The organism is Pseudomonas sp. CC120222-01a (assembly GCF_003097235.1).
Lineage (GTDB): Bacteria > Pseudomonadota > Gammaproteobacteria > Pseudomonadales > Pseudomonadaceae > Aquipseudomonas.
Map to the genome: position 1 here is coordinate 126,779 of NZ_QEQQ01000015.1, position 25,253 is coordinate 152,031.

The following is a 25,253-nucleotide window of genomic DNA, read 5'->3' on the forward strand; positions in this document are numbered from 1 at the left end:
GCTGCGCGCCCCTTCGCGGGCACGCCCGCTCCCACAGTTAAGCTCGTGCGATCCCTGTGGGAGCGGGCGGGCCCGCGAAGCGGCCCCCGCTTGGCGATCAACTGAAATGAACAGACAGACCCGCCAGCAGCCGTGGCTATTCGGCTATGCTTGCGCAGCGCAAGGGACGTGAAACCGGCTCGGGACTCATGGATATCAAGTTCACCAATCGCCTGTCATACAAGCAAGCCCGGTTGACAGTCCTGGTTGGCTTCATCCTGGGAACATTGCTCAGTCTCATCCAGATCGGCATCGATTATGCCAGCGAAGACGCATCCATCAACCGCGAAGTGCGGGCGTTGCTGCAAATCAGCCACAATCCGGCCTCGCGCATCGCCTACAACATCGATTCGGAGCTGGCCCTGGAGCTCACCCGCGGCCTGCTGCAATCGCCGGCGGTCATCCGTGCACGGCTGATCGACAACAACGAAACGGTGCTGGCCGATGTCGAACGGCCCCGGCTCGAGGACCGCTACCGGCCGCTGAGCGACTTCCTGTTCGGCGAGAAGCGCCAGTTCAAGGAACGCCTGTACCTGACCCACATGCCCGAGGAATACCTCGGTACGCTGTACCTGGACGTCGACACCTATACCTTCGGCAGCCGCTTCCTCGACCGTGCCGGGGTCACCCTGCTCAATGGCTTTGCCCGCAGCCTGGTGCTCACCGGCATTCTCCTGGCGCTGTTCCACCGGCTGCTGACCAAGCCGCTGGTGACGGTGATCGGCGCCCTCACCGGCCGCGACCCGCGCCAGCCTGGGCAAACCCGGGTGGACTGCCCGCCCGGCCACGAACTCGACGAAATCGGTGTGCTGGTCAAGGTGGCCAACCAGCAGTTCGTCAGCATGTCCACCGAGATCCAGCAGCGGCGCACTGCGGAAAACCGCCTGACCCAGTACCTCAACGAACTGGAAGACATCGTCTCGGCCCGTACCGAAGAGCTCAAGGGCAGCAACAACCGCCTCAGCCAATCCAACCAGGAGCTGGAAGAGGCCCGCCAGCGCGCCCTCGACATGGCCCAGGCGCGTGCCGCCTTCCTGGCCAACATGAGCCACGAGATCCGCACCCCGCTCAACGGCATGCTTGGCATGATCGCCCTGGCCCTGGACAGCCCGCTGGCCGGCGAACAGCGCCAGCAGCTGTCGATCGCCCATGACTCGGGCAAGGTGCTGGTGGAGTTGCTCAACGATATCCTCGACCTGTCCAAGTTCGATGCCGGGCAACTGGAGCTGGAGCGTATCCCCTTCGACATGGGTGCGATGGTCGAGGACACCGCCAACCTGCTGTCGCAGAATGCCGCGCAGAGCGTCGAGCTGACCTGCCTGATCGCCGACGACTTCCCCAGCTCGGTGCTCGGCGACCCCACGCGGGTGCGCCAGGTAGTCAGCAACCTGCTGTCCAACGCCCTCAAGTTCACCCGCTTCGGCCGCGTCGACGTACGCCTGGTGCGCATCGTCGGCGGTGTGCGCCTGGAAGTACGCGACACCGGCATCGGCATTCCCGAAGCGGCGCAGGCGCGGATCTTCCAGCCGTTCACCCAGGCCGGCGCCGGCATCACCCGCCAATACGGCGGTACCGGGCTGGGCCTGGCCCTGACCCGCAACCTGTGCAAGGCCATGCAGGGGCATCTGCACATTCAGTCCGAGCCTGGCTTTGGCAGCCGCTTCAGCGCCGAGCTGCCATTGACCACCCATACCGAGGCCATCGCACCGACCGCCCTGCAGGGCAAAGTCGTCGTCCTCAGCGACGCCGGCAGCGGCCTCAGCGAACTGCTGCAAGGCCTGCTGCCGGGCTGGGGGCTTGACTACCAACGACACGACAGCAGTGCAACCCTCGACGGCAGCATTGACCTGCTGATCACCGACGACCTGGAGCAGCTGTTCCAGCTACGCCCGGCGCTGAAGGCACCGATCCTGCTGGTGACCGCCTACGGCAACTTCCTGCCCGGCGAGCAATCGGCGCAACTGGCGCCACTGCACCAGCTGGCCCGGCCACTGGCACGCAACGCGCTGTATCAGACCTTGCGCCGTACCTTGCAAGGCCATGCCCCGGAGCACCCGCTAGCAACCCCGCTGCTCACGGCCGAAGAGGGCCGCGCACGCATCCTGCTGGTGGAAGACAACCCGGTGAACCAGCTGGTCGCCAAGGGCATGCTGGCCAAGCTCGGCTGCCAGGTGCAAGTCGCCACCCAAGGCGTCGAGGCCCTGGAATGGCTGGAGCGCGAAGACTTCGACCTGGTGCTGATGGACTGCAACATGCCGGTGATGGACGGCTACGAGGCCAGCCGGCGGATTCGCCAGAGTGGGCGCTGGCCGGAGCTGCCGATCGTCGCCCTGACTGCCAACGCCATGCCCGAAGAGCGCGAGCGCTGCCGCGCGGCGGGCATGAGCGATTACCTGGCCAAGCCGTTCCGCCGCGAGGAGCTACTGGCGCTGATCGACCACTGGGTGCCACTCAGCGGCTGAGCAGGCGCTCGATGTCGGTTTCCAGCGCCTGGGGCTTGGTGTTCGGCGCGTAGCGGGTGACCTTGCCGCTGGCCGGGTCGACCAGGAACTTGGTGAAGTTCCACTTGACCTTCTGTGTGCCGAACAGACCTGGCGCGCGCTGCTTGAGTTCGACGAACAGTGGGTGGGCGCCAGGACCATTGACCTCGATCTTGCGGAACAACGGGAAACTCACGCCGAAATTGGCTTCGCAGAACTGCGCAATTTCCCGCGCATCGCCCGGCTCCTGCTTGCCAAACTGGTTGCAAGGGAAGCCCAGCACCACCAGGCCGCGCTCGCGGTAGTCCCGCCACAGCTGCTCCAGGCCCTTGTACTGCGGGGTGAAGCCGCACTGGCTGGCGGTGTTGACCACCAGCAGCGCCTTGCCGGCAAAGTCGCCGAGCTTTTTCTGCTCGCCGCCGAGGGTCACGCAGGGGATATCCAGTATCGATCCGGCCATTTTCAGGCTCCGTCGCGGGGTTTGAAGTCCAGGCACACCGAGTTGATGCAGTAGCGCAAGCCGGTCGGTGGCGGGCCGTCGGGGAACACATGGCCCAGGTGGGCGTCGCACTGGGCGCAGGTGACCTCGGTGCGGATCATGCCGTGGGAGGTGTCGCGGACCTCGATCATCGCGCTCTCTTCGATCGGCGCATAGAAGCTCGGCCAGCCGCAGCCGGAGTCGAACTTGGTCTGCGCGTCGAACAGCGCCAGATCACAGCAGATGCAGTGGTACACGCCGGCACGGCGTTCGCTGTTGTACTTGCCGCTGAATGGCCGTTCGGTACCCTTGAGGCGGCACACCTGATACTGGGCGGGGTCGAGCATTTCGCGCCATTCTTCAAGTGTCTTGTCGATCTTTTGCATAAGTGAACCTCGGCAGGCTGAATTTCACCTCGCGCCGTCTTTTCCGTAACGCGGGTGGCACGTATATTAGTTGGCTTCGTGTGCAAGGCCTCCAGTCTGGCACCCGCTTCCTGCCCTTTCAAACCTTTCGAAATGGCAGTGCGTATTCTCAATCGGGATCACATCATGCAGTTCAGCAAATCGAACAAGCTCGCCAATGTCTGCTACGACATTCGCGGCCCGGTGCTCAAGCACGCCAAACGCCTGGAAGAGGAAGGCCACCGCATCCTCAAGCTGAACATCGGCAACCCGGCGCCGTTTGGCTTCGAGGCGCCGGACGAAATCCTCCAGGATGTGATCCGCAACCTGCCCACCGCCCAGGGCTACAGCGATTCCAAGGGCCTGTTCAGCGCGCGCAAGGCAGTGATGCAGTACTGCCAGCAGAAGGAGATCGAAGGCGTCACCATCGAGGACATCTACCTCGGCAACGGTGTCTCCGAACTGATCGTGATGTCGATGCAGGCGCTGCTGAATAACGGCGATGAAGTGCTGATCCCGGCCCCCGACTACCCGCTGTGGACCGCCGCGGTGAGCCTGGCCGGTGGCAAGCCGGTGCACTACCTGTGCGACGAGCAGGCCGACTGGTTCCCGGACCTGGAAGACATCAAGGCCAAGATCACCCCGAACACCAAGGCCCTGGTGATCATCAACCCGAACAACCCGACCGGTGCGGTGTACTCCAAGGAGCTGCTGCTGGGCATGCTGGAGCTGGCGCGCCAGCACAACCTGGTGGTGTTCTCCGACGAGATCTACGACAAGATCCTCTACGACGAAGCCGTGCACATCAGCACCGCCTCGCTGGCTCCGGACCTGCTGTGCCTAACCTTCAACGGCCTGTCCAAGTCGTACCGGGTGGCCGGCTTCCGTTCCGGCTGGCTGATCATCTCCGGGCCCAAGCACCACGCCCAGAGCTACATCGAAGGCATCGACATGCTGGCCAACATGCGCCTGTGCGCCAACGTGCCGGCCCAGCACGCCATCCAGACCGCCCTGGGCGGCTACCAGAGCATCAACGACCTGGTGCTGCCTCCGGGTCGCCTGCTGGAACAGCGCAACCGCACCTACGAGCTGCTCAACGAGATCCCCGGCGTCAGCTGCGTGAAGCCAATGGGTGCGCTGTATGCCTTCCCGCGGATCGACCCGAAGGTCTGCCCGATCCTCAACGACGAGAAGTTCGCCCTCGACCTGCTGTTGTCGGAGAAGCTGCTGATCGTTCAGGGCACGGCGTTCAACTGGCCGTGGCCGGACCACTTCCGTGTGGTGACCTTGCCGCGGGTGGATGACCTCGAAGCCGCGATTGGCCGGATCGGTAACTTCCTGCGGACTTATTCGCAGTAAGTGATGGCCTGAGGGGCTGCCTTGCAGCCCTTTCGCGACACAAGGCCGCTCCTACAGGAAGTACGCGCTCTCCTGTAGGAGCGGCCTTGTGTCGCGAAAGGGGCGCAAAGCGCCCCCGGCAATCTCGCAGGATGTTTCTTACATCCTGCAACGCTCTATCTCACAGCCCGCGCAAAATCCTCTGCCATACTCCGCCGTACACAGTTTGAAATAGTCGCCCGATTGAAACCGTGCGACCGGCACCTTATATACCCCGCAGTAAGCAACAACTCATCCGTCAGGAGAACGTAACAACCATGATGCGCATTCTGTTGTTTGTAGCCACCAACCTCGCGGTGGTGCTGGTTGCAAGCATTACCCTGAGCCTGTTCGGCTTCAACGGGTTCATGGCCGCCAACGGGGTTGACCTCAACCTCAGCAGCCTGCTGGTCTTCTGCGCCGTGTTCGGCTTCGCGGGTTCCCTGGTCTCGCTGTTCATCTCCAAGTGGATGGCGAAGATGACCACCGGCACCCAGATCATCAGCCAGCCGCGCACCCGCCACGAGCAGTGGCTGCTGCAAACGGTCGAAGAGCTGTCCCGCGAAGCGGGCATCAAGATGCCGGAGGTGGGCATTTTCCCGGCCTACGAGGCCAACGCCTTCGCCACTGGCTGGAACCGCAACGACGCGCTGGTAGCCGTATCCCAGGGCCTGCTGGAGCGTTTCTCGCCCGATGAAGTGCGCGCCGTGCTGGCCCACGAAATCGGCCACGTGGCCAACGGTGACATGGTCACCCTGGCACTGGTGCAGGGCGTGGTGAACACCTTCGTGATGTTCTTCGCCCGCATCATCGGCAACTTCGTCGACAAGGTGATCTTCAAGAACGAAGAAGGCCAAGGCATTGCCTACTACGTGGCGACCATCGTCGCCGAGCTGATCCTGGGCATCCTCGCCAGCATGATCGTCATGTGGTTCTCGCGCCGCCGCGAATACCGTGCCGACGAAGCCGGTGCGCAACTGGCCGGTACCGCTGCAATGATCGGCGCCCTGCAGCGCCTGCGCGTGGAGCAAGGCCTGCCGGTGCACATGCCCGACACCATGAAGGCCTTCGGCATCAATGGCGGCCTCAAGCACGGCCTGGCCGGCCTGCTGATGAGCCACCCGCCGCTGGAAGACCGCATCGAGGCCCTGCGCCGCCGCGGCTGATGCAAACGGTAAAGAAAAGGGCGACTTCGGTCGCCCTTTTTGCTGGTCAGAACGTTACCTGATACACCCGCTCCAGCACGCTCGCGACACCTGCCTGGAGGAATTTCGGGCTCTCTTCGATAACCTCCCGCTCATCCAGCACCTGCACCTTGCCTCCCGCATAGCCCTGGCGTACCTCGCCATCCGGCACCGAAAACGGCGGCCCGTCCAGCAGCTGCTGATCGTAATCCATGGTCAGGAGCAGCCCCTGGCAACCTGCGGGAAGCACCTTCGTCAGATGCGCCATGTAGCGCGCCCGCATCTGCGATGGCAAGGCAATCACCGCTGCACGATCGTAGAGCCCTCTGCAATCGGCCACATCCTGCGCCTGCAAGGCAAAGAAATCGCCACACCAGATTTCCACATCAGCACTGCGCCAGACTTCGAAAGCCCCCTGCGTCGAGACCTGCGGCGTCAGCCCCTGCTCACGGAAAAAGTCCTCGACCGCCCGCCGCGACAGCTCCACACCCAGTACCCGGTGCCCCTGCCCTGCCAGCCAGGCCATGTCCAGGCTCTTGCCGCACAGCGGCACCAGCACGCGCGCGCCCTCAGCTAGCGCCAGCCTCGGCCAGTGCGCCAGCAAGAAGGGGTTGACGTCCGTGCGGTGAAAACCGATCTGGTTATCGGCCCATCGCTTTTGCCAGAACGCTGGTTCCATGATCACTCCCGATTTTTAGATGGATAGAGGGTAAAACTTGGTTTGGATTTCGATCTGTACTTGATCGAAGATGATTGCATCTTAACCCCTCAGGACCCCCGTCATGTTGCCCAGCCTGTTCATTTCCCACGGTTCTCCCATGCTCGCCCTGCAACCCGGCGCCAGCGGGCCGTCACTGGCCGGGCTGGCCAACGCCCTGCCACGGCCAAAGGCGATCGTGGTGGTGTCGGCGCACTGGGAAAGCCGTGAGCTGCTGGTGACCAGCGGCGCGCAGCCAGAAACCTGGCATGACTTCTACGGTTTCCCGCCGGCGCTGTACGCGGTGCAGTATCCGGCACCTGGAGATCCGGCCCTGGCCAGCCGGGTTGCTGAACTGCTGCAGGCCCGGCTGGACCCGCAGCGACCGTTCGATCACGGCGCCTGGGTGCCGCTGTCGTTGATGTACCCGGATGCGAGCATTCCGGTGATTCAGGTTTCGTTGCCCAGCCAGATGGGGCCGGGGTTGCAGGTCAAGGTAGGCCAGGCGCTGGCTGGGTTGCGTGCTGAAGGCGTTTTGCTGGTGGGTTCCGGCAGCATCACGCACAACCTGGGTGAACTGGACTGGCATGCCGGGCCGGATGTGATCGAGCCCTGGGCCCTGGCGTTCCGGGACTGGGTGGTGGATCGGCTGAAGGCAGATGACCAGGCGGCGCTGCTGGATTACCGGAAACAGGCGCCGTTTGCAGCGCGTAACCATCCCAGTGATGAGCATTTGCTGCCGCTGTTCTTTGCCATGGGGGCTGGGGACAGGTTCGGGATCGTGCACCAGGGCTTCACCCTGGGGGCGCTAGGGATGGACATCTATCGGTTCGACTGAATAACGCCGGGGGCGCTTTGCGCCCCTTTCGCGACACAAGGCCGCTCCCACAGGTCGGCGCAGTATGTGAAATTTGCGCTGTACCTGTAGGAGCGGCCTTGCGTCGCGAAAGGGCTGCGCAGCAGCCCCAAAATGGCACAGGCAAAAAAAATCCCCGACCTAGGCCGGGGATTTTTTCATTGCATCAGGATCAATCTTCGCGATAACGGCGCAGCTTCAGCTGCTTGCCGGCTACACGAGTGTCCTTGAGCTTGGACAGCAGCTTCTCGAGGCCATCTTCCGGCAGCTCGATCAGGCTGAAGCTGTCGCGCACCTGGATGCGACCTATAGCATCACGGGCCAGGCCACCTTCGTTGAGGATCGCGCCCAGCAGGTTCTTGGCGGCGATGCCATCACGGGCACCCAGGGCGGTACGGCAACGCACGCGGCCTTCGGCCAGCGGCATTGGCGCACGACGCTCGCGGTCACCACCACGGTCGCCACGGTCACCACGATCGCTGCGCTCACCACGCTCGGTACGCTCGCCACGTGGGGCGAAGCTTGGTACCAGTGGCTGCTCGCGCTCGACGGTCGCCAGGTCCAGCGCCTGGCCGTTGGTGGCCTTGCGCAGCAGGGCCGAAGCCAGGGCACGGGCGCTGCAGCCGAGGTCGGCGGTCAGGCGGTCGAACAGCTCGCCATGGGTGGCTTCTGCTTCGGCAACCAGCGGCGCCAGGCTGTTGGTCAGCTTCTTGATGCGGGCGTCCAGCACAGCCTGGGCGTTAGGCAGGCGGGCTTCGGCAACCTTCTGACCGGTCACGCGCTCGATGACCTGCAGCATGCGGCGCTCACGCGGGGTGACCAGCAGCAGCGCACGGCCATCGCGACCGGCACGGCCGGTACGGCCGATACGGTGCACGTAGGATTCCGGGTCGTACGGCATGTCGACGTTGAACACGTGAGTGATGCGCGGTACGTCCAGACCACGGGCAGCGACGTCGGTGGCGACGACGATGTCCAGGCGGCCATCCTTCAGCGAGTCGATCACGCGCTCACGCTGGTTCTGGGCGATGTCGCCGTTCAGCGCGGCAGCCTTGTAGCCCTTGGCTTCCAGCGCGGCGGCCAGGTCCAGGGTGGCTTGCTTGGTGCGCACGAAAGCGATCAGCGCGTCGAATTCTTCGACTTCCAGCAGACGCAGAACAGCCGGGATCTTCTGGTCGGCGTGGACCATCAGGTGGGCCTGCTCGATCGCGGTGACGGTCTGGGTCTTGCTCTGGATCTTGACGTGCTTTGGCTCACGCAGGTGGCGTTCGGCGATCGAGCGGATCGACGACGGCAGGGTTGCGGAGAACAGTACGGTCTGGCGGCTGGCCGGGATGGCATCGAAGATCACTTCGAGGTCGTCCATGAAGCCCAGCTTGAGCATTTCGTCGGCTTCGTCCAGTACCAGGTACTGCACGGTGGACAGGACTTTCTCGTCACGACGCAGGTGGTCGCACAGACGGCCCGGGGTAGCGACGACGATTTGCGCGCCGTTGCGAATGGCACGCAGCTGTGGGCCCATCGGGGCACCACCGTAGACGGCCACTACATTTACGCCTGGCATCTGCTTGGCGTAGGTTTCGAAAGCGGTAGCAACTTGCAGCGCCAACTCACGGGTTGGCGCCAGGATCAGGGCTTGCGGTTCGCGCTTGCTCACATCGATCTTGTTGAGGATCGGCAGGGCGAAGGCAGCGGTCTTGCCGGTGCCAGTCTGCGCCTGGCCGATCATGTCGTGACCGGCGAGGATGATCGGGATCGATTGTTGCTGAATGGCAGACGGCTCTTCGTAGCCGGTAGCCAGAACGGCAGCAACAATGTTCGGATTAAGATCGAGAGCGGCGAAGCCGCCGGTTTCCTGGGTCATGGGTCTGCCTCTAAGTGCATCCGCAAAGACCCATGCTGCAAAGCTGCACATGCCTTGAAAGACCGGAACGGTCACCCAGGCAGCTTTGTCGGCGGGGATTTGCGAAAACGATTGAAAAAGAAAACTTTGGGAAGGTCCGCCTAGCGGACGTGCAGCCGAAGCTGGACTCGGAGGATTTGCACCACCTGATTTTGAGGTCCGCTAAAAGACCGGCGCGTACTATACCCGAAATAATACTGGGGAGTGAGTAAATTTTTCTGGCCGGTTAGCCAGTATCGGGCCATCAGCCTTGGCCTGCTGAATCGATTCCTTCTGATGGTTCCGAGTTGCCCTTTTCGCGGGCTCGCCCGCTCCCACAGGCACCCCGCAGATCCTGAGGGCAGCGGTATTCCTGTGGGAGCGGGCAAGCCCGCGAAGCAGGCGACGCGGTCTTCAGGTAGCCGGCCGGATCTCGCGAATCAGCCCTTCCAGGCTATACCCCAACCGCGGCGCCAAGGCCTCGGCTCGCGCCCGCAGGCCATCGAGGTCCAGTTGCTGGTCCAGGTCCGCCGGCACCAGCAGGATCACATTACCCTCCTTCACCGGCAGCTCCCAGTAATGCCGGTGGTACAGCCCGCGCAACAGCGCCGCGCCCAGTGGTTTGCCATCGTCGTTGGCCCACTGGTTGATCACCAGCCAGCCGCCAGGGTTCAGCTGCTTCTGGCAGTTCTCGAGGAAATTCCACGCCAGGTGCCCGACACCCGGCCCATGGTCGGTGTACAGGTCGACGAACAGCAGGTCGGCCTGCTCTGCCGTGGGCAGCAACTCCAGGGCGTCGCCAATGCGCACGTACAGCCGCGGGTCATCGTCCAGGCCCATGTATTCCATGGCCAGGCGCGGCACGTCCGCACGCAGCTCGATGGCCTCGATGTCTTCCAGCGGCAGGAACTTCATGCAGGCCTGGGTCAGGGTGCCGGCGCCCAGGCCAAGAAACAGCGCACTCTCCGGCTGTTCGTGGCACAGCGCACCGACCAGCATGGCGCGGGTGTAGTCGTACTCCAGCCAGCTGGGGTCGGCGGTGAACACGCAGCTCTGCTCGATGGCATCGCCAAACTCGAGGAAGCGGTAATCCTCCACCTCGTACACGCTGATGACGCCAAAGGCATCCTCGACCCGGGCCAGCAGCTTCTCTTCCCGCTCCGTCGCCATCTACCTGCCACCCGCCCGCGCAAAAACGCGTATTGTCCGTCAACGCCCCGGATGCAACAAGCTCGGCGCCGCTGTTACCATGGCAGGCAGCCTATAACAGACAAGACCGAGCCTGTGATGAACCGACCGTGGAGCCCCGACAGCTGGCGTGCCCTGCCGATCCAGCAGCAACCGACCTACCCCGACGCCGCGCACCTGCTCAAGGTCGAGCAGACCCTGGCCAGCTACCCGCCGCTGGTGTTCGCCGGCGAGGCGCGCGAGCTGCGCCGCCAGTTCGCCGAGGTCACCGAGGGCCGCGCCTTCCTGCTGCAGGGCGGCGACTGCGCCGAAAGCTTCGCCGAGTTCTCGGCGGCGAAGATCCGCGACACCTTTAAAGTGCTGCTGCAGATGGCCATCGTCATGACCTTCGCCGCCGGCTGCCCGGTGGTGAAGGTCGGGCGCATGGCCGGGCAGTTCGCCAAGCCGCGCTCCTCGGGCGACGAAACCATCGGCAACGTCACCCTGCCGGCCTACCGCGGTGACATCGTCAACGGCATCGGTTTCGACGAGAAGAGCCGCGTGCCGGACCCGGAGCGCCTGCTGCAGGCCTACCACCAGGCCACCGCCAGCCTCAACCTGCTGCGCGCCTTCGCCCAGGGCGGTTTCGCCGACCTGCACCAGGTGCACAAGTGGAACCTCGACTTCATCGCCAACTCGGCGCTGGCCGACAAGTACCACCAGTTGGCCAACCGCATCGACGAAACCCTCGCCTTCATGCGCGCCTGCGGCCTGGACAGTGCGCCACAGCTGCGCGAAACCAGCTTCTTCACGGCCCACGAGGCGCTGCTGCTCAACTATGAAGAAGCCTTCGTGCGCCAGGACAGCCTGACCGGCGACTACTACGACTGCTCGGCGCACATGCTGTGGATCGGCGACCGCACCCGCCAGCTCGACGGCGCCCATGTTGAGTTCCTGCGCGGCGTGCACAACCCGATCGGGGTCAAGGTCGGCCCGAGCATGAACCCCGAAGAGCTGATCCGCCTGATCGACACGCTCAACCCGGCCAACGACCCCGGCCGCCTCAACCTGATCGTGCGCATGGGCGCCGGCAAGGTCGGCGCGCACCTGCCAGGGCTGATCCGCACCGTCGAGCGCGAGGGGCGCAAGGTGCTGTGGAGCTCCGACCCGATGCACGGCAACACCATCAAGGCCAGCAGCGGCTACAAGACCCGCGACTTCGCGCAGATCCTCGACGAGGTGAAGCAGTTCTTCCAGGTGCACCAGGCCGAAGGCAGCCATGCCGGCGGTATCCATATCGAGATGACCGGGCAGAACGTCACCGAGTGCATCGGCGGCGCCCGGCCGATCACCGAGGATGCCCTGTCCGACCGCTACCACACCCACTGCGACCCACGGATGAACGCCGATCAGTCGCTGGAACTGGCCTTCCTGATCGCCGAAACCCTCAAGCAGGTGCGGCGCTGAGCAGAGCCTGACGCAACTGGCTGCCCTCTGCCCGAGGGCAGTTCAGTTGCACCCGCTCCAGGCCCAGCCACTGGGCCATGCGCAGCAGATTGCCCGCCAGGGCCTGATAACCCTCTGGGTCCAACGCTATCGATTCCGCGTGCACGGCATGCACCGCCAGTTGGCCCAGGGCGCGCTCGGCGCGCAGGTCCAGACGCGCGGCGATGCGTTCGCGGTGCAGAAACGGCAACACGTAGTAGCCGTATACCCGCTTGTGCGCCGGGGTATAGATCTCCAGCCGGTAGTGGAAATCGAACAACCGCTCGGTGCGGTTGCGCTCCCAGACCAGCGAATCGAACGGCGACAGTAACGCGCTGGCCTCGATGCGCCGGGGGATGCGCGGGGAGCCGGCGCAGTAGGCCGGTTGCTTCCAACCCTGTACCTCGACTGGCTGCAGGCGGCCATCGGCGAGCAGCTCGTGCAACGCCGCCCTGCCTTGGCCAGGCTCAAGGCGGAAGTAATCGCGCAAGTCGCGCTCGGTGGCCACGCCCAGCGCCGTGGCGGCATGCAGCATCAGGCCTTGGTGGGCTTCGGCTTCGCCCGGCAGCGCCTGGTCGAGGATGGCCTTGGGCAGGACCCTTTCCGGCACATCGTAAAGCCGCTCGAAACCGCGCCGCCCCGCCACCGTCACTTCACCGGCGGCGAATAGCCATTCCAGCGCGTGCTTTTCTTCGCTCCAGTCCCACCACGGGCCGGCCCGCTCCTGGCGGGTGGACAGGCTGCCCGCGCCCAGTGCGCCCTGTTCGCGCACGGCGGCCAAGACGCGGGCGATCACGTCCTGGCGTTCGCGGCCGAACTGCGCGAGTTGGCTGTAAATGCCGCGGCCATGGACGGCATGAGCCATGCGCCAGCGCAGCAGCGGATAGAGGTTCAGGGGTAATAGCGAGGCTTCGTGGCCCCAGTATTCGAACAGCTGGCGCTGGCGGCCACGGCCCCAAGCGAGTTGGTCGAGCATTTCTGGCGGGTAGTTGCCAAGGCGGGAGAACAGCGGCAGGTAATGGGAGCGGACCACGGCGTTGACCGAGTCGATCTGCACCACGCCCAGGCGTTGCAGCATGTGTTTCAGTGCGAGAAGGGTCGGTGGGGCGTCAGGCTGTTTGCCGAATCCCTGGGCTGACAGGGCCAGACGGCGGGCCTGGCTTATGGACAACTTGAGCGACAAGCCTGATCTCCTTTTATTGTCTGTTCCGGCCTCTTCGCGGGCACGCCCGCTCCCACAGGGATCGCACATAACCTGTGGGAGCGGGCGTGCCCGCGAAGAGGCCTTTACAGGTTTAGCCTATTTGCGCAACGGATCATCCCAGAAATGCCGCTCGGCCTCTTGCTGGATGTCCGCCCGGCTCAAGCCCAGGTCATGCAAAGTCGCATCACTCAGGCTGGCCAGTTCCTGGCGCTGGCGGTACAGCTGCAGCCACCGGGCCGGGCGGTCCAGGGCCACATGCCACAGGTGGTTCAAGGAAAAGGCAGGTTGCTGGATGCTGCTGACATGACCTTTCATCGTGAAGCCCTCCGTGTTGATGGCTCCAGTCTCTGCCCAGGCTTAAGATCAATCCAACGAATGTTTCTGATGCCATGCATCTCGGAGATTGATGCAATGTCCCAGTACCAGAGCCTCGATGCCGACGTGCTGCGCACCTTCGTCGCCATCGCCGAGCAAGGCGGCTTCACCCGCGCCGGGGAAGTGGTCAACCGCACCCAGTCGGCGGTGAGCATGCAGATGAAACGCCTGGAAGAAGACATCCTGCAGCGCCAGCTGTTCGAGCGCGACGGCCGCCAGGTGCGGCTTACCGCCGAGGGCCAGGTGCTGCTGGGCTACGCCCGGCGCATCCTCAAGCTGCATGGTGAAGTGTTCAATACCCTGCGCATGCCGCACATGGTCGGGCTGGTGCGCATCGGCACGCCGGATGACTACGCCATGCGCTTTCTGCCGTCCATCCTCTCCAGCTTCGCCCAGGCCTACCCGCTGGTGCAGGTGGAGGTGCATTGCGACTCGTCCAAGCAGCTGATGCTGCGCCAGGACCTGGACCTGACCATCGTCACCCGCGAGCCGGGCAACGAAGTTGGCCAGCTGCTGCGCCAGGAGCGCCTGGTGTGGGCGGCTGCTGAAGGTTTCTGCCCGCAGGAACAACGGCCAATGCCGTTGGCGTTATTCAATACCGACTGCTTCTGCCGCGCCTGGACCTGCAACGCACTGGAGGCCCAGGGCATCGACTACCGCATCGCCTACACCAGCCCCAGCCTGGCGGCGATCTTTGCCATCGTCACCGCGGGGCTTGCAGTGACGGCGCAATTGCAGAGCCTAGTCGGTGGCAACATCCGTATTCTCGGCGAGAACGATGGGTTGCCGCAGCTACCACTGGCAAACGTGATGCTGCTGCGCAACAGCCAGGGCCAGTCGCCGATCACCGACTGCATGGCCGATTACATCGTTGAAGGGTTCCTATAATCGGTCCTGCTTTGCAGCCCCGGCGATCTCACAGTTCAAACCCCAGCATCACCGCACACACCACCAGGAACACACAGAACATCGCCCGCAGTACTTTCTCTGGCAGCGCATGGGCCAGTTTCACCCCCCAGCTGATGCTCAGCAGCCCACCGACCGCCAGGGGAATACCCACGCTCCAGTCAACGCTGTGGTGCAGCCCATACGTCACCAGGGTGACCAAGGTACTCGGCGCCGCCAGCGCCAGCGACAGCCCCTGCGCCACCACTTGGGTGGTGCCAAACACACTGGTCAGGATCGGCGTGGCCACCACCGCCCCGCCGACACCGAACAGGCCGCCCATGGTCCCGGCAAAGCTGCCCAGCACGCCCAGCCACGGCCAGGCATAGCGCAGCTCGGCGCTGGGTGGCGAGACCTTGAGGAACATCCGCGCCACGTTCCAGATCGCCAGTGCGACCAGGAAGCCGACGAAGCCCAGGCGCATCGAGTGGGCGTCAATACCCACCGCCCAGATCGACCCGAGCCAGGCGAACAGGAAGCTGCACAGCGACAGCGGCACGGCATGACGCAGCTCGATGCGGTTGCGCTGGTGATAGCGCCACAGCGCCAGCAAAACGTTCGGCACCACCATCACCAACGCGGTGCCCTGGGCCAACTGCTGATCAAGGCCGAACAGCACGCCCAGTGCCGGGATGGCAATCAGGCCGCCGCCAATACCGAACAACCCACCCATGGTGCCCAGGCCGGCACCCAGCACGATATACAACAACCACTCGATCATCAGGGCCTCATCCGCCTGTGTTTGGAATGCGAGCATGCTAACGATTGCGCTCTGGCGGGGAAACGCATAGCAACGCACAATGGCTTTGCGTTTCTCGCACAAGCGGAATGACCATGAGCCCCGATACCCTGACCGACCAGTTGAGCCTGTTTCTCGATGTGCTGGAGAGCGGAAGCTTCTCTGCCGCCGCACGCCGCCACCCACTGACCCCGTCCGCCGTGGCCCGGCGCATCGACAACCTGGAAAGCGCCGTGGGCAGCCGCCTGTTCACCCGCAGCACCCATGCCGTACGCGCCACCCCGGCGGGCAATGCCTTCGCCGAGCGTGCCCGGCGCATCATCGAGGAACTGCGCCTGGCCCGTGCCGAGGCAGTATCGCTGAGCAATGCCCCCGAGGGCCTGATCCGCATCGACGCCCCGGCCGCCTTCGGCCGCCGTCACCTGGCGCCGGCAATCGCCGACTTCCTGGTGGCCTACCCAGGCCTGGATGTGCAATTGCGCTTGATCGACAGTTTCGTCGACCTGCATGGCAGCCATCTGGGCGAGGTCGACCTGGTACTGCGCGCCGGCCCCCTGGCCGACACCCGCCTGGTCGCCACCAAGCTGGCGCACATGGTGCGCATCGCCTGCGCCAGCCCTGCCTACCTGGCCAACCGCGGCATGCCCAGCTGCCCCAGCGAATTGCCCAGCCACGACGGCCTCGACTGGGACGGCCTGGCACCGCCGTTCGCCTGGCGCTTCGCGGTCGACGGGCAGATGCGCCTGTACCGCCCGGCACGCATGCGCATGGCCGCCAACAACGCCGAGACCCTGCTGTTCGGCGCCCTCGCCGGCCTCGGCGTCGCCCACCTGCCGACCTGGCTGATCAGCGACTACCTGCTGCGCGGCGAACTGCTGCCGCTGTTCTGCGACAACGGCCTGCCCGAAGCCGAAACCAGTGGCATTTATGCACTGCGCCTTGAACATGAAACGAACTCTCGCAGCCGTTTGCTGCTCGAATTCCTCAAGAGCCGCTTCAGCCCAGTGCCACCCTGGGACCTGGCGCTGCGCAGTGAACTGCGCTGGCAGTAAGCGCCCCAACCTTGAGCGTGCTAGATTTCTCCATTGATGACATTCAAGGACCTGCATGAACGCCAACACCCAAGCTTCCTGTGACGAGCTGCTGCTGGACAACCAGGTCTGTTTCGCCCTGCACTCCACCTCGTTGCTGATGACCAAGGTCTACAAGCCCCTGCTGCAAGCACTGGGCCTGACCTACCCGCAGTACCTGGCCATGCTCGTGCTGTGGGAGCAGGACGGCCTGACCGTAGGCGAAATCAGCCAGCACCTGCTGACCGACCCCGGCTCGCTCACACCGCTGCTCAAGCGCCTGGAGAGCGAAGGCCTGCTGCAGCGCAACCGCAGCCGCGAGGATGAGCGGGTGGTGCTGGTGCAACTGACCGACAAGGGCCGGGCCTTGCAGCAGCAGGCCCGGGAAGTACCGCACTGCATCCTCAAGGCCAGCGGCCGCAGCCTCGAACGCCTGCAGCAGCTGCAGGCCGACCTGCTGGAGCTGCGCGACAGCCTGCAAAAAAACCTCTGACGGCTACGCTGTGTGATGCCCGTTCGGATGAGCGGTGAAGATTTATCTTGCGCACTAACTAATTGCGCGCTAATTTAAATCCCGTACCCACCCGACGCCACCTGATCACCAGGGGCGCACAGCACACTAGCGAGGCTCAAGATGCAAAAGGTCACTCCGCTGTACATCGCAGAAGCCACCTCCACCGGCGGTCGCGACGGCAAATCCCGCTCCAGCGACGGCAAGCTGGAAGTCAAGCTGAGCACCCCCAAGGAACTCGGCGGCGCCGGTGGTGAAGGCACCAACCCTGAGCAGATGTTCGCCGCCGGCTACTCGGCCTGCTTCATCGGCGCCCTGAAGTTCGTGGCCGGCCAGGAGAAGAAAGCCCTGCCTGCGGATGCCTTGATCACCGCCAACGTCGGTATCGGCCAGATCCCTGGTGGTTTCGGCCTGGACATCGACCTGCACATCAACCTGCCGGGCCTGGCCCAGGCCGATGCCGAAGGGCTGGTTGAAAAGGCCCACAAGGTCTGCCCTTACTCCAACGCCACCCGCGGTAATGTCGATGTACGCCTGCACGTAACCGTCTGAAGCACGCGGTCCATGTGGGAGCGGCCTTGCGTCGCGAAAGGGCCGCAGAGCGGCCCCGGCAATAGATGCATCTGGCCGGATATCCTGGGACCGCTTTGCGGTCCTCTCGCGACGCAAGGCCGCTCCCACAAAAGCAAGAGCATGCCGATAGCTGCAGAAATCACAGGCATGAAAAAACCCGGCCAAGGCCGGGTTTTTTGCGTTTCGCAAGAAGGATTACTTCTTGGAGCGGCCTTTGAAGCTGTTGTCGCGAGTGTCGATGTCGATCCACTCGTCGATAGCGATGAAGTCGGCAACCTGGATCTCGGTACCGTTTGCCAGCTTGGCAGGCTTCATGACTTTACCGGAAGTATCGCCACGAGCAGCGTTCTCGGTGTAGACGACCTTACGGCTGATGGTGGTCGGCAGTTCAACCGATACCAGGCGGCCTTCGAAGAACACGGCTTCGCAGACGTCTTCCATGCCTTCTTCGATGTACGGCAGAACGGCTTCGATGTCCTCGGCGTTCAGCTCGTACATGGTGTAGTCGGTGGTGTCCATGAAGGTGTATTCGTCACCGTTGATGAACGACAGGGTCGCTTCTTTGCGATCCAGGATCACGTCGTCCAGCTTGTCGTCCGCACCGTACACGGTTTCGGTCTTGTAGCCGGTCAGCAGGTTCTTCAGCTTGGTCTTCATGATCGCGCTGTTACGGCCCGACTTGGTGAATTCAGCTTTCTGAACCAGCCACGGATCGTTATCGATGCGCAGAACGGTACCGGGTTTGATTTCTTTACCAGTTTTCATTGCAAAATATCCGAATCTGGATGGATTTATAAAAATCGAGGCCGCGTATCATAGCGAATTTCGGTAAAAGTGTACTAGCGCTGCGGCAAGGTCCGGCCGAGCGGCCTGACTCACGGCCCAATCAGCGGCATGCTGCTGCAGTTCCGCCCAGTGTTTGCGGGCGCCTTGCCAGGCCGCGTGCATGTCGCGGTCCATGTTCCAGGCACGCCACAATGCCATCAGCGCCTCGTCGGCAGCGTCCGACAAGCCCTGTCGATAATGCGCAAGGAAGGCTTCGAGTTTTTCCCAGTGGGCATTTTCGTCCTGCACATAGATGTGCCACAACATCGGCCGGCCGGCCCACTGGGCGCGCACGAACGAATCTTCCCCCCGCACCGCGTTGAAATCGCAGCTCCACAGCAGGCGGTCATAATCGTCCTGGCTGACGAACGGCAGAACCTGCACGGTCAACGTGCCGCGCTGGTGCACATCGCCAGGCTGCAACTGTTGCTCACCCAGCCAGGCGCCCAGATCGCCGAGAATGCGCCCTTGCGGGACCAGCAGGTGAACCGGCTCGGCATCTTCGGCCAGCGCATCGAGCCAACGGCCCAGCTGCCCGTTTTCATAGGCGAACAGCGACATCAGCAGTGCACCGGGCTGCACCTGCACGCCCAGGCCCTGAAGGAATGCCGCACGCGCTTTGGCCGACTGCTCGAAGGCCTGCCGGCGCGGCAGCAGGCTGGCCTCGCGCAACAGCCCGCCGGTCTTGTCGGTGAAGCCCGGGAAAAAGAACACTTTGCGCAGGCCATTGGGTTGTGGCGATGGCAAGCCATGGCAGCCTTCGACCCAATCCTCGGCGCTGAGGTATTCGAGGTTCAGCCACAGTACCGGCGCCGTGCGTGCGCGCATCGCTTCGACGTAAGCTGGCGGCAACTGGCAGGCAAACGCACCGATCACCACGTCGGCAGGCTCTGCAGGCTGCCAGTCAGCAGGCCAGGCTCGCACCTCGACGCCTTGCTGCCATTGCTGCGCGGCACTGGCATCGGCACCGGGGCACAGCGGCACGAAGGCATTCAGGTCGTCCACCCACAGGCGCACCGCCAAGTCGTGCTCGGCCACCAGCTGCCGGGCCAGGCGCCAGGTCACCCCGATATCGCCATAGTTGTCGACGACGCTGCAGAAAATGTCCCAGGTGGTTTTCATGTGCCCTGCCTCGCCCTGCGCAAAAACCGCGAATTCTGCGGATAAATTGTCGCTGACAAAAGCACCGCACGGAAAAAACTCCAGCGCCATGCGACAATGGCCCCTTCGCCCGCCCTGCCAGGAGGCCGCCATGCCCCGCCACCGTGAACTGAAGATCACCCTCAAACCGTTGCAACTGATTTTCTGCGTGGCCTTTGGCCTGTGGCTCGGCGCCGTGGCGATCGCCCTGAGTCTGTGGCTGGCCCTGCAACTGTGGCCCGACCAGGTGCAGCCCGTGGTCCAGGCAGTGGCACCGGTCTACAGCAAGCCGGCACCGACGACTGCACCCGCTCAGCCGGTGGACGCGCAGAGCGAGATGTTCGAGCGCTACAAGGACATCCTGCACAAGCAGGAAGTGCAGCAGGCCGCCGAGGCTGCCCAAGGCAACCCGCGCAACCTCAACAGCCCCAAGTGCCAGTTCTGGCTGTCGCAGAACCGCACCGCGCCGACTGACAAGAGCCAGGCCAACGTACTGGAGTTCTGCTACTGACCATGGACAAGGCCACCCTGCTCACGCGCATCGTCGCGGCCCTAGAAGCCGACATGGAGGTGTTGCGTCGCGCAGCCCAGACCGCCTATGAAGCGGCCACCGCCGAAGAGAACATCGCCGAGAACAAGTACGACACCCTGGGGCTGGAGGCGTCGTACCTGGCCACCGGGCAGGCACGGCGCACGGCCGAGATTCGCCAGGCGCTGCTGACTTACCAGCAATTGCTGCTGCGCGAGTATGAACCGGCGCGCGGGGTGCAGGTGAGCAATCTGGTGACGCTGGAAGATGAAGATGGCGGGCGGCGGTTGCTGTTTCTCGGGCCTGAGGCGGCCGGGTTGAAGATTGGCGAGGGGGATGAGCTGGTGACTGTGATCACCCCGCGTTCGCCGCTGGGGCAGCAACTGGTGGGCAAGAAGATTGATGACGAGGTGAAGCTTGGGACCCAGCTTTTCTACATCATCGATGTTGCCTGACCTGGCCTCTTCGCGGGCACGCCCGCTCCCACAGGATAAGCACAAGATCTGAAAGCTGTGCAGTACCTGTGGGAGCGGGCGTGCCCGCGAAGAAGCCAGCACAAGCAATCCATTTCTAAGCCCCTGAGAGCGCATCGAACCGCCCCGCCAACCCCCGCTCGGCAAACTGCTCCACCACAAAGTCGATGAACGCCCGGGTCTTGCCCGGCAACAGCTTGTGCTCGGCGTAATACAAGCTGATATGCCCATCATCCACATACCAGTCCGGCAACACCCGCTGTAGCTGCCCGGCCTCCAGGTAAGGCACGGCAAACGGCAAGCTGACCAGGGCGACCCCCAACCCCTGCTGCGCCACCGCGCAGGCTGCGTCCGAATCACTCATGGTCATCGCCTGGCGCAACAGCAACGGCTGCTGCTCCTGCAAACGGCTGGTCAAAGGCCAGGAACGTACCCGTCCGGTCTGTGGGGAACGGATCAGAATCCCGTCGTGGCGCTTCAGTTCCTCGGGGCTGTCGATAGCGGCATGCCGGTTCAAGTACTCAGGCGCCGCCACCAGCACCCGATGCGCGGGGGTCAGCTTGCGCGCCACGACGCCCAACGGCAGCTCGAAACCACCGCCAATGGCCGCATCGAAGCCCTGGCCGATCAGGTCGACCTGGCGGTTGTCGAAATGCCAGTCCGGGGTGATCGCCGGGTAGCGGCGCAGAAACTCACCCAGCAGCGGCAGCACGTACAGGCGGCCGAACACCGTGCCCATGCTCACCCGCAGCAGCCCGGCCGGCTGGCCCTCGGCGCTGGCCAGGTTGGCCACGGCGTACTGGATGGTGCGAAAGCTGTCGCTCACCTCGCCCAGAAATCGCTGCCCGGCTTCGGTCAAAGTCAGCTTGCGCGTACTACGCTGGAACAGCCGCACCCCGAGGCGCGCCTCCAGCTGGGCAACGTGCTTGCCGACCGCCGCCGGGGTGATGCTCAGGCGCCGGGCCGCTTCGGCGAAACTGCCCACCTCGGCGCTTCGAATGAAGCACTCGAGGGCGTTGAAAGACTCCATGGCCATGATTACCAACCAAAGGTTTACTCTGCTGATAGTGATTGCCATCTTATCAGCAGGTAATCATCGGTCGATACTGCGTCCATCCAAGGCATCCGGCCTTGCTTCCAGCAGGAGATCAGCATGTCCAAGCAACTTACCCTCGAAGGCAAAGTCGCCTTCGTCCAAGGCGGCTCGCGCGGTATCGGCGCAGCCATCGTGCGGCGCCTGGCCCACGAAGGTGCACACGTCGCCTTCACCTACGTCAGCTCCGCCGGCCCGGCCGAAGCCCTGGCCGACGAAATCAAGGCCGCGGGCGGCCAGGCCCTGGCCCTGCGCGCCGACAGCGCCGACGCCGCCGCCTTGCAGCTGGCGGTGGACGACGCCTTCAAGGCCTTCGGCCGCCTCGATATCCTGGTCAACAACGCCGGCGTGCTGGCAGTTGCGCCGCTGGCCGAGTTCGACCTGGCGGACTTCGACCGCACCCTCGCGGTCAACGTGCGCAGCGTGTTCGTCGCCAGCCAGGCCGCTGCCCGCTACATGGGCCAGGGTGGGCGCATCATCAACATCGGCAGCACCAATGCCGAACGCATGCCGTTTGCCGGTGGCGCCCCGTATGCCATGAGCAAGTCAGCGCTGGTCGGCCTGACCAAGGGCATGGCCCGTGACCTGGGGCCGCAGGGGATTACCGTGAACAACGTGCAGCCAGGGCCGGTGGATACCGACATGAACCCGGCCAGCGGCGAGTTTGCCGAAAGCCTGATTCCGCTGATGGCCATCGGGCGGTACGGACAGGCGGACGAGATTGCCAGCTTTGTGGCGTATCTGGCGGGGCCTGAGGCGGGTTACATCACCGGGGCCAGCTTGTTGGCCGATGGTGGGTTTGCGGCTTGAGGGTTGTATAAAGACGGCAACGTGCACGGCTTGAGTTGTATGCTGGTGCAAAGATCGAGCGCCGCCCGCGCGGCGCATCGCGGGCAAGCCCGCTCCCACATCTGTTTCAGGCCAGTCTCTCCTGTGCCGCCAACAGGGCCCGCCTTGGTGCATGACCTTAGACCGATGGAAAGCAGTTGCGCCCACCTCGATATCGAAGGGAACAAACAAGGCGGTTCCTGTTGGCTTCACAGGAGTGACTGGCCCGAAACAGATGTGGGAGCGGGCTTGCCCGCGATGCGCCGCGCGGGCGGCGCTCGATCTCACAGGCGCCACAAAATCACCGACGAACACCCCCAGCACCAAACGAGAATCCCATGAAATCCCCCTCCCTGAGCCGTGCCCTGATCCTGCTGATGGCCACCGCCACCGGCCTGGCCGTGGCCAGCAACTACTACGCCCAACCGCTGCTGCACAGCATTGCGCAACAGTTCGGCCTGAGTACCGCAAGCGCCGGCAGCATCGTCATCGCCGCGCAACTGAGCTATGGCGCCGGCCTGTTGCTGCTGGCGCCGCTGGGCGACCTGTTCGAACAGCGCCGGCTGATCGTGGTGATGACGGCCATCTCCACCCTGGGCCTGGTCATCAGCGCCTGTGCCCCGAGCCTGCCCTGGTTGCTGCTCGGCACCGCGCTCACCGGCCTGTTCTCGGTGGTAGCGCAGATCCTAGTGCCGATGGCCGCCACCCTGAGCGAGCCGCATCAGCGTGGTCGCGCCGTGGGCACCTTGATGAGCGGGCTGCTGCTGGGCATCCTGCTGGCGCGTACCGCCGCCGGTTTCATGGCCGAGCTGGGCGGCTGGCGCAGCATCTATGTGCTGGCCGCCGTGCTGATGGCGCTCACGGCGCTGGCGCTGTACCGCAACCTGCCCGAACACAACAGCCATGCCGGCCTGAAGTACCCGGCGCTGATCGGCTCGGTGTTCCGCCTGTTCATCGAAGAGCCAGTGCTGCGCCTGCGCTCGCTGCTCGGCCTGCTGGCGTTCAGCCTGTTCGCACTGTTCTGGACACCGCTGGCATTCCTGCTGGCCATCGAGCCGTACCACTACTCCGACGCGGCCATCGGCCTGTTCGGCCTGGCCGGTGCGGCCGGTGCGTTGGCGGCCAACTGGGCCGGGCGCCTGGCCGACCGCGGCAAAGGCTCGCTGGGCACAACGGTGGGCCTGGTGGCGCTGCTGTTGTCATGGATCCCGCTGGGCTTTGCCGAAAGCTCGCTGCTGGCGTTGCTGGTAGGCGTGCTGGCCCTGGACCTGGCCGTGCAGCTGGTGCACGTGAGCAACCAGAATGCGGTGATCGCCCTGCGCCCCGAAGCTCGCACCCGCCTCAATGCCGGCTACATCACCTGCTACTTCATCGGCGGTGCGCTAGGCTCGTTGCTGGGCACGCAACTGTTCCAGCACCACGGCTGGATGGGGATCGTCACGGCGGGCCTGGCGATCGGTACGCTGGCGCTGCTGGTGTGGGCCTGGGCGCTGCGCAAGCGGGCGGTTGCGCAGGCAGCCTGATACGGGAGCACTCCCACGATGATCAAGAGCCTCCAGCAGCAAACGCCTCATCCACCTGCGCCAGTTGTGCTTCGCTCAGCACGCCTGCCTGGTAGTGCAGCTTGATCCACGCCAGCAGGTAGTCATACCGCGCCTGGGCCAGATCGCGCCGGGTGCTGGCCAATTGCTGCTCGGCGTTGAGCACGTCGAGGTTGACCCGCTCGCCGCCCAGTACGCTCTTGCGAGTCGACACCACCAGTGCCTCGGCTGCCACCAGGGCCCGCTGGTAGGCACGCAGGCGGCTGGCGCCGGACTGGCAGGCGTTGTACTGCTTGCGCAGCTCGATCAGGGCGCCACGGGTCTGCCCGTCAAGCTCGTACTCGGCCTGCTCCAGATGACGGCTGGCCTGCCGGGTCGAGGCCGACACACCGCCACCGGCAAACAACGGCACGCTGACTTCGATACCCACGGTGTTGGTGTCATAGCGCTGGTTATAGGTGTTGCCGCTGTCCGACTCCTGGCGCCGCGAGGTGGCGAAGGCCGTGACCTTGGGCAGGTGCCCGGCACGGTTGCGTTCGACCTCGTAACGCGCCACGTCCAGGGCCTGGCGCGACGACGCCAGTTGCGGATTGCTGGCCAAGGCCCGCGCCTGCCAGGCGTCATAGCCGCTCGGTTCAACGCTGGGCAAGGCAAAACCCGCACGCAACGGCGCCAGCTCCTCGACACGCACTGCGGGCTCGCCGATCAGCGCGCCGAGTTCGCGCAGGGCCGCGTCCTGATCGTTGCGGGCCTGGATTTCCTCGGCATCGGCCAGCTCGAAACGCGCCTGGGCTTCGAGCACATCGGTACGCGTGCCTTCACCGGCGTCGAACAACCGCCGGTTCTGCTGGAACTGCTGGCGGTAGGCTTGCTTGCTGGCCACGCTGATGGCGATCTGATCTTCGGCGAACAGGGCCTGGGTGTAGCTGCTCATTACGCGCACCAGCAACTGCTGGCTCTGGTCGCGGAACGCCTCGTCGGCAAACAGCGCCTGGGCCACACCCTTGCGGTAAGCGGCATAGGCTTCGTAGTCGAACAACGGCTGCTGGAGGATGAAGCTCGAACCCATGCTGTTGTAATGCCGGTCCTCTTGCTGGCGGCGCGAATCCCCCAGGTATTTCACCTCGGAATCGTTGCGGCCCTTGTTGTAGTTGTACGACAGGCTCGGCAGCAGCCCGGCGCGGCCGATGGCGCGGTACTCCTGGCCGGCCTCGCGGGCCTTGAACGCGGCCAGGTAGGTCGGATCGCGGCGCAGGGCCTGCTCGTACACCTGGAACGGCCCCATGGCCGCCAGAGAGATGCCAGGCAGCCAGGCGCAGGCCGCCAGCAGCCCGATCAACGGGAAGTTCTTCACGGGG

The 25,253-nt window shown here is 64.3% G+C and carries 24 protein-coding genes and 1 pseudogene; 13 read left to right on the forward strand and 12 right to left on the reverse strand.

Annotated elements, in window-relative coordinates; all coding sequences use genetic code 11:
* The first annotated feature begins 146 nt into the window (after positions 1-146).
* The gene (locus N430_RS19225) at positions 147-2,501 is read left to right on the forward strand and encodes a response regulator (protein ID WP_110638298.1); all 2,355 of its coding nucleotides are present in this window, start codon (positions 147-149) and stop codon (positions 2,499-2,501) included.
* Here the strand turns inward: N430_RS19225 and N430_RS19230 are convergent.
* Positions 2,491-2,979 (reverse strand): glutathione peroxidase, encoded by a 489-nt coding sequence (locus N430_RS19230; RefSeq protein WP_110638297.1) that lies wholly within the window; start codon positions 2,977-2,979, stop codon positions 2,491-2,493. The two genes, N430_RS19225 and N430_RS19230, sit on opposite strands and share 11 nt — an antisense overlap.
* A 2-nt stretch (positions 2,980-2,981) precedes the next feature.
* Entirely contained in the window at positions 2,982-3,383 is a 402-nt protein-coding gene (gene msrB / locus N430_RS19235; RefSeq protein ID WP_110638296.1) for a peptide-methionine (R)-S-oxide reductase MsrB, read from the reverse strand.
* 165 nt (positions 3,384-3,548) lie between these two features.
* Here msrB and N430_RS19240 point away from each other — a divergent pair, with 165 nt between their 5' ends.
* Both N430_RS19240 and htpX read left to right on the forward strand, forming a co-directional pair.
* Positions 3,549-4,760 carry a pyridoxal phosphate-dependent aminotransferase gene (locus tag N430_RS19240; protein ID WP_085675507.1) on the forward strand — a complete coding sequence of 404 codons (1,212 nt, stop codon included), beginning with the start codon at positions 3,549-3,551 and terminating at the stop codon, positions 4,758-4,760.
* Between the two features lie 296 nt (positions 4,761-5,056).
* Positions 5,057-5,944, forward strand: coding sequence for a protease HtpX (gene htpX / locus N430_RS19245; protein ID WP_003259721.1), 888 nt, complete (start codon positions 5,057-5,059; stop codon positions 5,942-5,944).
* Between the two features lie 46 nt (positions 5,945-5,990).
* Here htpX and N430_RS19250 read toward each other — a convergent pair whose 3' ends face one another.
* The gene (locus tag N430_RS19250; RefSeq protein WP_110638295.1) at positions 5,991-6,641 is read right to left on the reverse strand and encodes a thiopurine S-methyltransferase; all 651 of its coding nucleotides are present in this window, start codon (positions 6,639-6,641) and stop codon (positions 5,991-5,993) included.
* Positions 6,642-6,744: 103 nt separating this feature from the next.
* On the opposite strand from N430_RS19250, the gene N430_RS19255 reads away from it, so the two are divergent.
* Positions 6,745-7,497, forward strand: coding sequence for a class III extradiol ring-cleavage dioxygenase (locus N430_RS19255; protein ID WP_110638294.1), 753 nt, complete (start codon positions 6,745-6,747; stop codon positions 7,495-7,497).
* 190 nt (positions 7,498-7,687) lie between these two features.
* Here the strand turns inward: N430_RS19255 and N430_RS19260 are convergent.
* Together N430_RS19260 and N430_RS19265 are read right to left on the reverse strand one after the other, a co-directional pair.
* Positions 7,688-9,413, reverse strand: a pseudogene (locus N430_RS19260) (DEAD/DEAH box helicase).
* 398 nt (positions 9,414-9,811) lie between these two features.
* Positions 9,812-10,567 carry a spermidine synthase gene (locus N430_RS19265; RefSeq protein ID WP_110638292.1) on the reverse strand — a complete coding sequence of 252 codons (756 nt, stop codon included), beginning with the start codon at positions 10,565-10,567 and terminating at the stop codon, positions 9,812-9,814.
* Positions 10,568-10,684: 117 nt separating this feature from the next.
* On the opposite strand from N430_RS19265, the gene N430_RS19270 reads away from it, so the two are divergent.
* Positions 10,685-12,031 carry a class II 3-deoxy-7-phosphoheptulonate synthase gene (locus tag N430_RS19270; protein ID WP_079227016.1) on the forward strand — a complete coding sequence of 449 codons (1,347 nt, stop codon included), beginning with the start codon at positions 10,685-10,687 and terminating at the stop codon, positions 12,029-12,031.
* Here N430_RS19270 and N430_RS19275 read toward each other — a convergent pair.
* Together N430_RS19275 and N430_RS19280 are read right to left on the reverse strand one after the other, a co-directional pair.
* A complete protein-coding gene (locus N430_RS19275) occupies positions 12,012-13,232 on the reverse strand; it encodes a winged helix-turn-helix domain-containing protein (RefSeq protein WP_110638291.1) in 1,221 nt (406 codons plus the stop codon). The genes N430_RS19270 and N430_RS19275 overlap by 20 nt on opposite strands.
* Positions 13,233-13,349: 117 nt before the next feature.
* Positions 13,350-13,568, reverse strand: coding sequence for a DUF1127 domain-containing protein (locus N430_RS19280; RefSeq protein WP_027919490.1), 219 nt, complete (start codon positions 13,566-13,568; stop codon positions 13,350-13,352).
* Between the two features lie 96 nt (positions 13,569-13,664).
* Between N430_RS19280 and N430_RS19285 the strand changes: the two genes are divergently transcribed.
* Positions 13,665-14,516 carry a LysR substrate-binding domain-containing protein gene (locus N430_RS19285; RefSeq protein ID WP_110638381.1) on the forward strand — a complete coding sequence of 284 codons (852 nt, stop codon included), beginning with the start codon at positions 13,665-13,667 and terminating at the stop codon, positions 14,514-14,516.
* A 28-nt stretch (positions 14,517-14,544) separates the two neighbouring features.
* Here the strand turns inward: N430_RS19285 and N430_RS19290 are convergent, their stop codons facing one another.
* Positions 14,545-15,294 (reverse strand): sulfite exporter TauE/SafE family protein, encoded by a 750-nt coding sequence (locus N430_RS19290; RefSeq protein WP_110638290.1) that lies wholly within the window; start codon positions 15,292-15,294, stop codon positions 14,545-14,547.
* A gap of 113 nt (positions 15,295-15,407) precedes the next feature.
* Between N430_RS19290 and N430_RS19295 the strand changes: the two genes are divergently transcribed.
* The 3 genes from N430_RS19295 (at position 15,408) to N430_RS19305 (ending at position 17,445) form a co-directional block, all read left to right on the forward strand.
* Entirely contained in the window at positions 15,408-16,364 is a 957-nt protein-coding gene (locus N430_RS19295) for a LysR family transcriptional regulator (RefSeq protein ID WP_110638289.1), read from the forward strand.
* A gap of 55 nt (positions 16,365-16,419) precedes the next feature.
* On the forward strand, positions 16,420-16,875 hold the full coding sequence (locus N430_RS19300) for a MarR family winged helix-turn-helix transcriptional regulator (RefSeq protein WP_060508817.1): 456 nt from the start codon (positions 16,420-16,422) through the stop codon (positions 16,873-16,875).
* Positions 16,876-17,016: 141 nt separating this feature from the next.
* Complete coding sequence (locus N430_RS19305; RefSeq protein ID WP_110638288.1) at positions 17,017-17,445, forward strand: organic hydroperoxide resistance protein; 429 nt, start codon at positions 17,017-17,019, stop codon at positions 17,443-17,445.
* 216 nt (positions 17,446-17,661) lie between these two features.
* Here N430_RS19305 and efp read toward each other — a convergent pair whose 3' ends face one another.
* On the reverse strand, positions 17,662-18,231 hold the full coding sequence (gene efp / locus N430_RS19310; RefSeq protein WP_027919495.1) for an elongation factor P: 570 nt from the start codon (positions 18,229-18,231) through the stop codon (positions 17,662-17,664).
* Positions 18,232-18,279: 48 nt separating this feature from the next.
* On the reverse strand, positions 18,280-19,413 hold the full coding sequence (gene earP, locus N430_RS19315; protein WP_110638287.1) for an elongation factor P maturation arginine rhamnosyltransferase EarP: 1,134 nt from the start codon (positions 19,411-19,413) through the stop codon (positions 18,280-18,282).
* A gap of 130 nt (positions 19,414-19,543) precedes the next feature.
* Here earP and N430_RS19320 point away from each other — a divergent pair, with 130 nt between their 5' ends.
* Together N430_RS19320 and N430_RS19325 are read left to right on the forward strand one after the other, a co-directional pair.
* Positions 19,544-19,942: a hypothetical protein gene (locus N430_RS19320; RefSeq protein ID WP_110638286.1), complete on the forward strand. Its 399-nt coding sequence runs from the start codon at positions 19,544-19,546 to the stop codon at positions 19,940-19,942.
* 2 nt (positions 19,943-19,944) lie between these two features.
* Complete coding sequence (locus N430_RS19325) at positions 19,945-20,415, forward strand: GreA/GreB family elongation factor (protein WP_110638285.1); 471 nt, start codon at positions 19,945-19,947, stop codon at positions 20,413-20,415.
* A 115-nt stretch (positions 20,416-20,530) separates the two neighbouring features.
* Here the strand turns inward: N430_RS19325 and N430_RS19330 are convergent, their stop codons facing one another.
* Positions 20,531-21,469 carry a LysR family transcriptional regulator gene (locus N430_RS19330; RefSeq protein ID WP_110638284.1) on the reverse strand — a complete coding sequence of 313 codons (939 nt, stop codon included), beginning with the start codon at positions 21,467-21,469 and terminating at the stop codon, positions 20,531-20,533.
* A gap of 117 nt (positions 21,470-21,586) precedes the next feature.
* On the opposite strand from N430_RS19330, the gene N430_RS19335 reads away from it, so the two are divergent.
* A complete protein-coding gene (locus N430_RS19335; RefSeq protein WP_110638283.1) occupies positions 21,587-22,336 on the forward strand; it encodes a 3-oxoacyl-ACP reductase family protein in 750 nt (249 codons plus the stop codon).
* 356 nt (positions 22,337-22,692) lie between these two features.
* On the forward strand, positions 22,693-23,877 hold the full coding sequence (locus N430_RS19350; protein WP_110638281.1) for an MFS transporter: 1,185 nt from the start codon (positions 22,693-22,695) through the stop codon (positions 23,875-23,877).
* Between the two features lie 22 nt (positions 23,878-23,899).
* On the opposite strand, the gene N430_RS19355 is transcribed toward N430_RS19350, so the two are convergent.
* Positions 23,900-25,249, reverse strand: coding sequence for a TolC family outer membrane protein (locus tag N430_RS19355; protein ID WP_371922783.1), 1,350 nt, complete (start codon positions 25,247-25,249; stop codon positions 23,900-23,902).
* Between the last annotated feature and the right edge of the window lie 4 nt (positions 25,250-25,253).